Source organism: Paenarthrobacter sp. RAF54_2 (genome assembly GCF_052113945.1).
In the GTDB taxonomy this organism is placed as follows: domain Bacteria; phylum Actinomycetota; class Actinomycetes; order Actinomycetales; family Micrococcaceae; genus Arthrobacter.
Map to the genome: position 1 here is coordinate 1 of NZ_JBFRDV010000004.1, position 12407 is coordinate 12407.

11 protein-coding genes are annotated in these 12407 nt (G+C 62.9%); 3 read left to right on the forward strand and 8 right to left on the reverse strand.

Features of this window, described 5'->3' with window-relative positions; translation table 11 throughout:
* Positions 1-44 precede the first annotated feature (44 nt).
* The gene (locus AB4Y87_RS04080; RefSeq protein ID WP_442003163.1) at positions 45-236 is read right to left on the reverse strand and encodes a YegP family protein; all 192 of its coding nucleotides are present in this window, start codon (positions 234-236) and stop codon (positions 45-47) included.
* Between the two features lie 159 nt (positions 237-395).
* Here AB4Y87_RS04080 and nboR point away from each other — a divergent pair, with 159 nt between their 5' ends.
* Both nboR and AB4Y87_RS04090 read left to right on the forward strand, forming a co-directional pair.
* Complete coding sequence (gene nboR, locus AB4Y87_RS04085) at positions 396-1034, forward strand: nicotine blue oxidoreductase (protein WP_442003402.1); 639 nt, start codon at positions 396-398, stop codon at positions 1032-1034.
* Positions 1035-1074: 40 nt separating this feature from the next.
* The gene (locus AB4Y87_RS04090; protein WP_442003164.1) at positions 1075-1557 is read left to right on the forward strand and encodes a GNAT family N-acetyltransferase; all 483 of its coding nucleotides are present in this window, start codon (positions 1075-1077) and stop codon (positions 1555-1557) included.
* Positions 1558-1604: 47 nt separating this feature from the next.
* Here the strand turns inward: AB4Y87_RS04090 and AB4Y87_RS04095 are convergent, their stop codons facing one another.
* From AB4Y87_RS04095 to AB4Y87_RS04115, 5 genes are all read right to left on the reverse strand, one after another.
* Positions 1605-4472 (reverse strand): molybdopterin-dependent oxidoreductase, encoded by a 2868-nt coding sequence (locus AB4Y87_RS04095; protein WP_442003165.1) that lies wholly within the window; start codon positions 4470-4472, stop codon positions 1605-1607.
* A complete protein-coding gene (locus tag AB4Y87_RS04100) occupies positions 4462-5397 on the reverse strand; it encodes an FAD binding domain-containing protein (RefSeq protein ID WP_442003166.1) in 936 nt (311 codons plus the stop codon). The genes AB4Y87_RS04095 and AB4Y87_RS04100 overlap by 11 nt, the downstream gene beginning before the upstream one ends.
* A complete protein-coding gene (locus AB4Y87_RS04105) occupies positions 5388-6686 on the reverse strand; it encodes an XdhC family protein (protein ID WP_442003167.1) in 1299 nt (432 codons plus the stop codon). Before AB4Y87_RS04105 ends, AB4Y87_RS04100 begins: the two co-directional genes overlap by 10 nt.
* Before the next feature lie 348 nt (positions 6687-7034).
* Positions 7035-8630, reverse strand: a complete 1596-nt coding sequence (locus AB4Y87_RS04110) for an NCS2 family permease (protein ID WP_442003168.1) — start codon at positions 8628-8630, stop codon at positions 7035-7037.
* Between the two features lie 5 nt (positions 8631-8635).
* Complete coding sequence (locus AB4Y87_RS04115) at positions 8636-9130, reverse strand: nucleoside deaminase (protein ID WP_442003169.1); 495 nt, start codon at positions 9128-9130, stop codon at positions 8636-8638.
* 398 nt (positions 9131-9528) lie between these two features.
* Between AB4Y87_RS04115 and AB4Y87_RS04120 the strand changes: the two genes are divergently transcribed.
* Positions 9529-10872 (forward strand): 8-oxoguanine deaminase, encoded by a 1344-nt coding sequence (locus tag AB4Y87_RS04120; RefSeq protein ID WP_442003170.1) that lies wholly within the window; start codon positions 9529-9531, stop codon positions 10870-10872.
* 82 nt (positions 10873-10954) lie between these two features.
* On the opposite strand, the gene AB4Y87_RS04125 is transcribed toward AB4Y87_RS04120, so the two are convergent.
* Together AB4Y87_RS04125 and AB4Y87_RS04130 are read right to left on the reverse strand one after the other, a co-directional pair.
* Positions 10955-11884 (reverse strand): type IV toxin-antitoxin system AbiEi family antitoxin domain-containing protein, encoded by a 930-nt coding sequence (locus AB4Y87_RS04125; RefSeq protein ID WP_442003171.1) that lies wholly within the window; start codon positions 11882-11884, stop codon positions 10955-10957.
* A 167-nt stretch (positions 11885-12051) separates the two neighbouring features.
* Complete coding sequence (locus AB4Y87_RS04130; RefSeq protein ID WP_442003172.1) at positions 12052-12228, reverse strand: hypothetical protein; 177 nt, start codon at positions 12226-12228, stop codon at positions 12052-12054.
* Positions 12229-12407: the final 179 nt, after the last annotated feature.

Below are 12407 nucleotides of genomic sequence, written 5' to 3' on the forward strand. Positions count from 1 at the left end.
GAACACTGCCGCCAACTTGTTTTTGTGTGTAGTACCGGGGAGGCCTAGGTGCCCAGATTCCTCCGGTCTACGACGAATCCGGTTGCCGCGTTTTCGCGGACTGCGTTGATACCGGCCACGACGGCCTTCAAATTGGGAAACTGTGGCGACACTGCCACAACTGTGYCGTCATCGGCTGTGAGTCGGAACCTGAACGTGTTCGTCCCGGCCTTGAGTATCTCGAAACTGCCCGCCATCTTCCCCTTTTCCTCCACGCATCATTGCATTAGAGCTGATTTGAACAATTCCCTACCGACAATAATGGCCGTCGGAACCTACCAACAGACCTACTGAGGAGTAGTTTGCAACCGATTTTGGTAGATGTCCCGGAAAGCTCTGAGCAAGCTACAGACCGCGTGCATGCCCGCGCGTATCGTGAGGATATGACTGGATCCGGCGTGGCGCCCACTACGGGCGTCCTGCTTGCCGCAGGGGCTGGTACGCGCTTGGGCCGCGGACCGAAAGCGCTGCTCCCCTACCGCGGCCGCACGCTGGTTGAGGTGCTCGCCGATACTCTCTTCGACGGCGGCTGCCGGGAGGTTGTGGTCGTGGTCGGGGCCGAGGCGGACCGCGTTCGAAGCACCACAGATCTACGGACATACACCGTGGTCGAGAACGAGAACTGGGCCAAGGGCATGGCTGGTTCTTTCCGCGCAGGAATCGAGGCGGCCTCGCCGGGACACAGCATCATGGTGGCTCTGGTGGATCAGCCCGGTTTAACCCCGACGGCGGTCAGCAGGCTGCTGGGCAGCCACCGTCCAGGTCGCGTCACGGCAGCCGCCTACCCTGACGAGTCAGGGCACCTTAAGCGTCGGCACCCGGTGATTATCGACGTCGGGCTCCGATTCCAAGCTGCGGAAGCGGCGAATGGTGACACGGGGGCGCGATCATTCCTCAAAGCGCACCCGGGCTTGGTGGACCTGGTGGACTGCAGTGACCTCTGCTCCGGCGAAGACCTGGATACGAAGGACCAGTTGCACCTGCTGGAGGACTGACTGGAGGCTTGATCAATCCCGGGCCGGTAAGTTTGAATCCATGATCCAGATTGCACTTGACGATCCCACGCGCCCGGATGTCCATCAGCTCCTCAGCGAACATCTGGCGGACATGTTTGCGACGTCGCCCGCAGAGAGCGTGCACGCATTGGACCATTCGGCGTTGTCGCATGAAGCGATCACGTTCTGGACGGCCCGCGAAAACGGCGTGTTGCTGGGATGCGGGGCGCTGAAGGAACTGGCCACTTCTGACGGAGACGGCCGGTCCGGCGAGATCAAGTCGATGCGCACCACCGCCGCTGCCCGTGGGCGGGGAGTGGCCACGCTGATGCTCAAGCACATCGTGGCCGAAGCTGGCCGCCGGGGCTACGAACGCGTGAGCCTGGAAACTGGTACCGAAGATTACTTTGCGCCCGCGCGTCGTTTGTATGCCCGGCATGGATTCACCGAGTGCCCGCCGTTCGCCAACTACACCCTGGACCCGAACAGCGTGTTCATGGAGCTCGCCGTCTCCCCCAAGTAGCCGTCCCACCCAAGTAAGCAAGGGGATCTGGGTTAATTGGGGTGGGGTTAGACGGGTGCAGTGGTGCGGTCGCGGAGGGCCAGGTAGATCTTGTCCCGGGCAATCGGCAGTTGGCCGAAGCGGATTCCGGTGGCGTTGCGGATGGCGTTGGCCAGCGCGGGCGCCACGGGGTTGAACGGGCTCTCGCTCATGGACTTGGCGCCGAGGGGTCCGGTGGAGTCGTTGGTAGTGGCGAAATAGACCTCGCTCCGCGGCACGTCCGCGAATGACGGAATGTGGTACTGCCGGAGGATATCGGTGGTGACGTGTCCGGCGTCGTCCACTTTCACTTCCTCATACAGCACAGCACCAAGCGCCTGCGCGATACCGCCTTCGATCTGCCCACGGCACTGCCGCGGATTCACCACAACGCCGGCATCAGCGGCCTGCACGCTCTGCAGAATCCGCAGCTCACCCGTTCCTGTATTGACGGCAACACGGAAACCGTGGACATTGAATGCGACTGACCGCGGCGTTCCTCCCCAGTTGCCGTCGGTGGCGAGGCGAACGCCTTGGAGACGGGCGGCGTCGTAAATTTCCTTGAGCGGAACCACGCGGTCGCCGCACTCCACAGCTCCGTCCACCAAGCGGCAATCAGTCAAAGCAGCCCCCGTCAGCGAAGCCGCAACGGTCTGGATCCTGGTGGCAAGCTCGAGGGCTGCGCCGAGCGTCGCCTTGCCGGCCACCACTGTCCCGGACGAACCGAACGCGCCGGTGTCGTGCTCCACGAGGTCCGTATCGGACTGACGGACGGTAATTTTTGAGGCGGTTGTCGCCAGCGCAGTAGCGGCGAGTTGCGAATGCACGGTTGTGGTGCCGTTCCCGAACTCTGCAGTACCGACGTCGACGGCGAACCTTCCGTCCGCTTCCAGGCTCACCCTGGTGTGGGCGAAGTGGCCGCGCGGCGGAACGGTATCGATCATGGACAGGGCCGAGCCCTCCCCTACGACCCAGTCGGGGCCGAGGTCCTCCAGGCCAGCGGCCCGGTAACGCTCCTTGCCCCGGTCCAGGGCATCCCGGACCAAGGCCACACACTGGTCCAAGCCGTAGCTGCCGTAGTGGACGTCTTCCTCTGGTTCGGGCGTAGTAGACAACATGTGATCGCCTGGACGGACCATGTTCTTGAGCCGGAACTCGAGCGGATCCATGCCGATGCCGATGGCAAGTTCGTCGACGGCGGACTCGATCGCGAAGATCATCTGGCTCAACCCATACCCTCGGAAAGCACCAGCGGGAACGGTGTTGGTGTAGACGGCTTGGGCGTCCACTTTCTTGTTGACGCATTTATAGACGGCCAGCGACTCGCCACAACCATGGAACATCACGCCGGGGGCATGGTTACCGTAGGCCCCGGTGTTGGTGATGACGTCCAGTTGAAGGGCGGTGAGGTATCCGTCCCGGCTGGCGCCGGCCTTCAAGTGAATAGTGAAGGGATGGCGCGTTGTAGTGGCCGTGAACTGTTCGGTCCGGGTGAACTCCAACTGCACGGGCCTCCGCAGCGCCAAGGCCGCGAGAGCCACAAGATCCTCGGTAAGGACTTCCTGCTTGCCGCCAAAGCCACCTCCGACGCGGCCGGCCACCACGCGAACAGTCTCCTCCGGCAGATTAAACAGTCGCATCAGGGTGCGCTTGACCAGGAAGGGAACCTGCGTGGAGGAACGGACAACCAGTCTGCCGTCCTCGTCCAGCCAGGCAATGGACGCGTGCGTTTCCATCGCGACGTGCTGAACCCTTTGCGTCTTGTACGTGTGCTCATGGATGAAGTCGGCTGCCGCGAAGCCGTCGGCCACGCTGCCCAGTTCGGCGTGGACCTCGGCCACCACGTTCTGAAGGGGGCGGGAGATCCTGGAGTAAACGCCATCCTTGTCACCATGGATCGCAGGTGCCCCCGGAAGGATGGCCTCCTGGGGCGTGAACACGGATTCCAAAAGCTCGTACTCCACAGCAAGCGCTCGGGTTCCGGCCTCCGCAGCACCAACGGATTCGGCCACAACAGCAGCTACGCGCTGGCCGATGAACCGCACCACGTTGTCCAGCACGCGGGTGTCATCGGGGTCGTCCGTGAAGTGTTCGTGCTGGGCCGTCGAGAACAACTGCGCTGGTGCATCTTCATGCGTGAAAACAGCGACGACGCCGGGAACCGCAAGTGCCGCGGTCTTGTCAATGGAAACGATCCGGGCGTGCGGATGCGGCGAACGCAGGAGCTTGAGGTGCAGTAGGCCGGTCAACTGCTCAGCCGGGACATCCAGAGCGTACCGGGCAGTTCCGGTTACCACAGCTCGGCCGGCGGGTGCGGGCACGTTGTCCCCGAGTTGGCCGGGAGTAGCTTCCACAGCCACGGGATGTCCGGCGGTGGGATTTCCGGCGGCAGGATGCCCGGCTACAGGCTGTCCCGCGGCAGGCGATTGTGCCCCGGAAACGTCAGCTCCGGCGTCGTGCTTGTGCTCGACGCCATGACCGCACACCGCGTCCGCGATGGAGCGGTAACCGGTACAGCGGCACAGATTGCCCTTGAGGTTGCGGGGCAGGTTGGCACGTTGCTCGTCGTCAAAAGTGGCTGCGGTCATGACCATGCCGGCGGTGCAGAAACCGCATTGGAAGCCCTGTGCTTCAAGGAACTGCTCCTGCACTGGGTGAAGGTTTTCGCCGGTGGAGAGACCTTCGATCGTGGTCACGGCTTTGCCCTCGGCGCGGAGAGCCGGATAGATGCAGCTGTGGACGGGCGTGCCGTCGACGTGCACAGTGCAGGCGCCGCAGTCACCGCCGTCGCAGCCCTTCTTAACGCCGAAGTTTCCTTGTTCCCGAAGGAAGGTGCGCAGGCATTGGCCGGGCCGGGGTGTGGCCTGAGAGGCAGCGCCGTTGATCTCAATTGCCATGGGAAGCCTCCTTCTGCGGGTTGTTCTGTGCGGGTTGCGTGGATGGTTGCGGCGAAGTGGCGTCGGGCGGCCAGAAATCGCCTGACACGGCCATTGACTCGCCCAGCAGCTCCGCCCGGATTTCCTCGGCCAATTTGAACGTCATATCGCGACGCCACTCCGGGAGCCCATGGATGTCATCGTGGTACAGCGGCCAGGGAATGGAATCCCCGACGGCGTCAGCCACCATCCCGGCGTCGGGAACCTGCCCGGCAGGGAACCGTAGTTGTACGGGCTTTTTGGTGGAGGCGGTGACGGTGATGACCAAACCGCCGTCGGGATCGAGGCGTCCGATGAGCAGCACGCCGGAGCGTCCAAGGTTGCTCAGCGACAGACGCCGGAAGGCGACCCGGGCGGAGAGAGCCGAGGCTGGAAGGTGGATGCTGCGGAGCAACTCCCCCGGGGCCAGGACATTCTCCATGTCCCCGGTGACGAAATCGGCCACAGGTACTGTGCGGCCGGTGCCGTCCGGGCTCTGGATGGATGCCATGGCGTCGAGCCCGGCACACAGCGAAATCATGGGGCCAGCCGGCAAGGATGTGCAGAGGTTGCCGCCCACCGTGGACATGTTCCAGATCTTGAAGGAGGCCACGAAGGAGTCGCAGCAAGGACGGATCAATGCCAGGCCGGGCCACTCACGGTTGGCTATTTCCGCGGACGCCGGCAGGGCGTAGAGCTCGGCAACAGTGCAGGTGGCGGCCAACTCGATGCCATCATCGGTGACAGTGATGGTCTGCCAATCCGCTTGGCCCAAATCAAGGAGCCGCTTGAGGACGGTACTTCCGTAGGAGAAGAGGACAGTCCCTCCGGCGAGCCAGGCATCGCCATCGCGCCATTGCGAGGGATCCGTGGTGGGAACCACGGCCTCGATGGTGTTCATGTCCATGGGTCCTCCTGAGTGAGGTGTTGAGGTGCCGCGTGAATCGGCGCAGGGTGAATCGGTGCCGCGTGAATCGGGCCGGTGCTGTCCTTCAGCGAGGGGAAGCCGGGCTTTTTGTGGGCTGTGGCATTCTGGGCTGCTCCCCGCTCGGCGATGATTTCCGCCGTGATGGAGACTGCGACTTCGGCTGGTGTCACTGCACCAAGGTTTAGTCCGATCGGGGAATGCAGCCGCTCGAGCGCTTCGGCGGGACTGCCGGCCTCGAGCAGGGCGTCAATCCGTTGCCGGTGGCTGCGACGCGAGCCCATCGCACCGACGTAAGCCAGATCTAAACGGAGTGCTGTTTCAAGCAGGGGGATGTCGAACTTTGGATCGTGGGTCAGGACGCACACCACGGTCCGGGCGTCGACCCGTCCGGCCACTGCTTCAGCTTCCAGGTAGCGGTGGGGCCAGTCGGTGACCACCTGGTCCGCGCCAGCGAAACGGCCCTGCTGGGCAAATGCCGGACGGGCATCACACAGGGTGACGTTGTAACCAAGCAACTGTCCGGCGGGGAGCAATGCGGCACCGAAATCATTGGCCCCGAAAATGAGCATCCGGGCGGCCGGCAAACGGCTTTCCACGAACAAGGTGATGGGTTCGGGCTGGGTTACTTCTTCCGGGTCCGCCGACGCCCATCTGTCCACGGTCACCCAGCCATCGATGCAGCCTTCGGGTGCTGCCAGCCGGACCAACCCGGTTCGTCCGCCTTGGAGCAGCGTCTCAACCTGGGCCGCCGCAGCCATCAAGGTGGCGGGATGATCGCCCACCAACTGCGCCAGTTGCGTTGATTCCATGGCGCGGAACCGAACAGGGTCATCAACGACCACCACTCCCCCTCCGCCACCGAGCCTGCGGATGAGGGCCAAGGCCGTTGGGGCTTGGGTAATTTGTCCGTTTAGCCGAGCCATGTCCAACAAGGCCATTTCGCCGGAATCGCTACCCAGTGGCTGGATGTGGACTTCCAGTTCTCCTCCACAGGTGAGTCCTGCGGCGAACGCGTCCTCGGCACTGTAGCCAAAAGACTCAAGGCGTGGGCCGCCGTCGCGCATTGCTTCCAAGGCTGCCTCAACGACGGCCCCTTCCACGCAACCGCCGGACAGGCTGCCCAGGATTTCGCCATGTTCGGAAACCATCATGGAAGTCCCCATGGGGCGCGGCACTGAGCCGCCGGTCCCTACGATCGTGGCCACAGCGCATCGTTGGCCAGAGACCGCAGTCCGCCAGCTGCCCAGTGAAGGCATCAGATCCAGCATGGCAACACGTCCTTTTTCCAGGTGTCCCGGCTGGGTGGCCCGGCCGGAGCAGTGCGCGATCTTGCCCTCATAATCTCATTTCCAGAAGGTGTTGAGGGGTAGTCGCGATTATTGAATAAGAGTTCATAGGAACGGGGGCAAGGGCTTCATCTCCCTGCCCCCGTTCCCTGACGGAGCATCAGCACCCGTCCCTGAATAACCAGGGCCGCCGCCCGCCGTCGTGCCTGTTCCGGTGATGCTGTTCGGTCAGGGACCACGACGGCGGACGCCTATTCGTGCGGTGGGTGCGGATGGACCGCCTTTCGAAGTGCCGGATGTGGACCCGCCGGCGCGGGGTGGGGCACCGGGCTAGACGCCCATCAAGGCGTTGATCGGGCCACGGGCGAAGTAGATAATGAAGCCCGCCGTGACCACCCACATGAGCGGATGGACTTTCTTGGCCTTGCCCGATGCCGCGCTGATCACCGCGAAGGAGATGAACCCGACGCCGATGCCGTTGGCAATGGAGTAGGTCAGCGGCATGGTCACGATGGTGAGGAACGCCGGCAACGCGATGGCGAACTTGGTGAACTTGATCTCGCGGATCTGCGCCATCATCATCGCTCCCACCACCACCAGTGCTGCGGCTGCCACTTCCAGCGGGACAACCGAAGTAAGCGGCGTGAAGAACATCGAACCCAGGAACAGCAGGCCAGTGACGACCGACGCCAGGCCCGTGCGGGCGCCCTCGCCGATTCCTGCTGCGGAGTCGATGTAGACGGTGTTGGAGGAACCGGACGTCCCGCCGCCCACTACTGCGCCCATGCCTTCAACGATGAAGGCTGACTTCAGCTTGGGGAACGTACCGTCCTTGTGTGCCACGCCTGCGCTCTTGGCCAGGCCTGTCATGGTGCCCATGGCGTCGAAGAAGTTGGTGAACACCAAGGTGAAGACCAGCATGGTCGCAGCCAGTCCGCCAATCCTGGCGAACGAACCAAAGAGGTCGAACTGACCCACCAGGCTGAGGTCCGGGACGGACATCAACTGGCTGGACAGGATCGGCACGTTGAGGTGCCAGCCGCCAGGGTTGTCGGCGGTGCCCGGACCAATGTGGAACACGGCCTCGGCTACAGCGGCGAGGACTGTTGTGGCGACGATGCCAATCAACAGGCCGCCCTGGATCTTGCGTGCCACGAGGATACCCATGACCAGCAATCCGATGATGAAGACGAGAGTTGGGATGGAGGTGATGGAACCATCCGTGCCCAGCTGGACCGGCGGGCCGCCCTTGGTGGGGCGGACAAAGCCGGAGTCGACGAAGCCGATGAAGGCGATGAACAGGCCGATGCCAACGGTGATGGCGGCCTTGAGTTCCTTCGGGACTGCCTTGAAGATCGCCGTCCGGGCACCGGTGGCGCCGAAAAGGACGATCAGGATGCCGTTGATGACCACCAGGCCCATGGCTTCTGGCCATGTGACTTCCTGGATGACAGCGACGGCGAGGAAGGAATTGATGCCCAGGCCGGCTGCGAGGCCGAAGGGCAGGTTGGCCACGAGTCCGAAGACGATGGTCATGACGCCGGCGGTCAGGCCAGTAACTGCGCCTACCTGTGCTGCCGAGAGCCAGCCGCCAGCCACATCCACCGGGGCGTTGTCTGCCGAGAAGCCGCCCAGGATGAGCGGGTTGAGGATAACGATGTACGCCATGGTGAAGAACGTGACCAGGCCGCCGCGGAATTCGCGGGCCAGCGTGGAGCCACGTTTGGTGATCTGGAAGAACTTGTCCAGGAAGGAGTTCGACACCGGGGGCTTGCTGTTGCTGCTTTGTCCGGCGAGCCGGGTGGCTGTGTGCTTTGCGTTTGCCGCTGTGGGCTCTGCGCTCTTGCCTCCGTTGGGGAGGAGCGCAGCCTGCTTTTCAGCTGCGGTCTGCATTTCTGCGGGATCCAGGATTGTCATGTCAGCCACCGGCCCTAGTAATCAATCCTGGAATCAAGCGTGTTCCATGTGGTGAACGGCTGGAGGGCCGCCGGAGCCTGGGGGTCGCCCAGTTCCAGCTTGGCTACCGGCATCAGCGCGTCCCGGTTGTCGTTCTCGAAGAACTCGTAGAAGACGGCGTCATCGAAGCCAACGGATGCGGCGTCGTGACGGTCTGCGGCAAAGAACACGCGGTCAACGCGTGCCCAGAGTGCGGAGGCCAGGCACATGGGGCATGGCTCGCAGCTGGTGTAGAGGGTTGCCCCGCTCAAATCGAAGGTTCCCAGTTCGCGGCAGGCGTTACGGATGGCCGTGACTTCAGCGTGTGCGGTGGGATCGTTCGTGGCGGTGACGCGGTTGACGCCTTGGAAGGCTTGTCCATCCGCGGTAACAATGACGGCGCCGAAGGGGCCACCACTGTTGAGGACATTGGCTGTTGCCAGCTCAATGGTTGTGGCCAGGAATTGCTCGGCCGTGACGGTTGTACTCATGTTGCGACTTCCTTAGTGCTGAGGAAGCCAGGTGACCTGTTGGGGGCGCTACGGAACGGAGCTCCAGTTAGCTTGGTTACCAGGCTTCAGCATGTGCGATGAAGGTTAAGTTGCGCCTGGTAGATAGCTTCCCGAAGTCCGGGTGCCCGCCTTTGGCAGTTAGAGCGTAGCACCAGGTTTGTGAGCCGCGCCATAGTTTTTTGAAAATTTAATTTCGTCATACGAAATCTTGGGGTGGCGACCGGATGTGACCGTGGGACGCCTGCGGGCGTTGACTGCCGCCGTCRTGCATCTTACGCTTTTCGGACCGGACGCACTTGGTGGCTTCCGGCTCCTGGATCAGCAGACAGGGCCTAACTGAGCTGGAACGCATACATGCCGACCAGACAAGGACCCTCATGACCCCTCTTTGGATCAAGAACCCGCTGGGTATCTTCACCGCAAACGACCTCGGCGCCGGTGGCGGCTTGGTGGTCTCCGACGGGAAAATCTTGGAGCTCGTGCCGTCGGGCGGGCAGCCGTCGTTGCCTTGCTCTGTCTTTGATGCCTCCGCCCACGTGGTTCTGCCTGGACTCATCAACACCCACCACCACTTTTACCAAACCCTCACCCGCGCCTGGGGTCCGGTGGCCAACGCTCCGCTGTTCCCGTGGCTGCAGAATTTGTACCCGGTGTGGGCACGGTTGACGCCCCGGAGCCTTGAGCTTGCGGTGCAGGTTGCACTCGCCGAGCTTTTGTTGTCCGGCTGCACCACCGCCGCCGACCACCACTACCTCTTTCCGGACGGCATGGAAGACGCCATTGACATCGAAGTGGGCGCGGTGCGGTCCATGGGGATGCGGGCCACGCTCACCCGCGGGTCCATGACATTGGGAGAGGACGACGGCGGGCTGCCGCCCCGGACCACGGTCCAGTCACCTGAGGTGATCCTTGCGGACAGCGAACGGCTGATTCGTGAGTACCACGAGACCGGAGATGGGGCCGTTGTGCAGATCGCACTTGCCCCGTGTTCGCCGTTCTCCGTGACCAAGGAAATCATGGCCGAATCTGCGGCGATGGCTGAACGCTTCGATGTCCGGCTGCATACGCACCTCGCAGAGACCATTGACGAGGAAGACTTCTGCCAGTCCATGTTTGGGCTCCGGACCGTGGATTACCTGGAGTCAGTTGGCTGGTTGGGGCCCCGCACTTGGCTTGGACACGGCATCCACTTCAATGACGACGAGATCGCCAGGCTGGGAGCCGCGGGCACCGCCGTCGCGCATTGCCCAACCTCCAACATGCGCCTCGCCTCCGGGACAGCGCGAGTGCTGGAACTTGAAGCCGCGGGTGTGCCCGTGGGGCTGGGAGTGGATGGCTCGGCGTCGAACGATGCCTCCAACATGATCCTCGAAGCCCGTCAGGCACTGTATTTGCAACGACTCCGTTACGGGGCTTCGGTCCCGGTGGAGAGGGCCCTTGGCTGGGCGACACGTGGATCCGCCGCCGTTTTGGGGCGCTCCGACATCGGGCAGTTGGCTCCGGGGCTTCAGGCGGACCTTGCCATGTTCAAGCTGGACTCGCTGCGGTTCTCCGGGAGCCACGACCCCGTGGCTGCGTTGCTGCTCTGTGGGGCTGATCGTGCCGACCGGGTGATGGTGGGCGGTGCTTGGCGCGTGGTTGATGGCGCGATCCCCGGGCTCGACGTTGCCGGGCTCATCGCTGAGCACTCGGCTGCGGCGCGGAAGCTGGTGGCGGGGTAGGTCTGGTTTTTGTGGCGGCCGCCCGATTCGATGGTTCCCTGCGCACTAGACGGTAGGAGTCGTCTAGCGCGCAGGGAGTCGTCTAGTCGGCAGCGCGGAGGGCTCGCAGGACACGGAGCTTGAATTCCTGCTCCCGGAACAGATCCCTCCATGTGATGCGGATGAACTTCCAGCCCAGCTCCATCAGGGCCTTCTCGCGCTGCCTTTCCTTGAAGATCACTTCATCTGTTGGCTCGTAGTCGAAGTACTTCACCCTGCCGTCGAACTCCAAAGCCACCTTCTTCTCGCGCCACGCGAAGTCCAAGCTATGTCGGCCTTCCGTTGTTCGAACTCCCACCTGAAGGTCTGGTGGCTCAATGCGGAGTCGCTGCAGAAGTTCCCGGCTGAGAGTCTCGCCGGGAGACTCCGAGCGCGCATCGGCATTTTCCAAGGCCCGGCGCAACGAAAGCACTCCATTTCTCCCCGACAGAGCTAAGCAAATTTGCGCCAGCCTCTCAGCATCTGCACCCCTGCGGAGGGCATGATCCATCAGCACAAGGCTCCGCCGGTAGTCAAACATCAAGCAACAGTCCGCCACCGTCCGCTCCAGCGATGTACAGGGTAGTCCGTCCACGAGGACTACATCGCCTTCCAGGAGCACCTTGGAATGAGCGACTACGTCGCGGCCATGCGAAATCGGCGACGGCGTCTTCTTCTGTGTAATGTGCACGCGGTCGTCAACGTCCCACAGAAACAAGCCGTGGAGGCGTGCTGCGGAGGTGTGGCTGTAGACCAAGCCACCGACCGACGTCGTGAGCGTCCCATGAGCGTGGGCGGCGATGAGTTGGCGGCTGCGTACCCACGGCTTCTGGGCGGACCAGGTGCTGCCACGGATGTAGCAACCTCGTCGGAGCCTTACCAGTTCACCCGACCGCACCAGGGTGGCTATACTCCGGTCATTGAATCCGGCTTCATTGAGTTCGGAGGTCCTCCACAGATCCATGCCCGCGGGGAGATCAGCCATTTTCGCCATGGCACAAGCATTGTCGAGCCTTAAGAACTTGCGACAGGGGACCCAGGGCGTATGTGGAAAAGCCCGTTTCGATGGCTCGCTGCAGACAAGACGACTCCTACCGTCTTGCCTGCAGCGAGCCGTCTAAACGGGCGGGGGCCGCGGCTGGGCGGGCGCCGCAGGGAGTGCTAGGGGCGTTGCCGGCCGAACACCGGGAGCGCGCRCAGCCAACGGGAGAATCCGCTGGCATTGCGGTCGCAGTCGGCCGGGATGTAGAAGTCCGGGTCTGTTGCACCGAAGGGCAGGTACAGCTCCTGACCCGGTACCGGGAATTCCACGACGTTGTTCGTATCCTTCGAGTCCATCTGTTCCTCCTCTTTCCAGTGCAGCACTTTTCCGTAGTTCGGAAAATCTTTATTGCTATGTGAAAAGGATAGGCAGGCCCCCGAGCAGCCGTCAAGACCTGTCCAGAAGGCACGAAGAGTCGCTCCGGTCACATTTGGCTGCTTCATAACGATCTCCGGAAACCCATATACACAAGCCG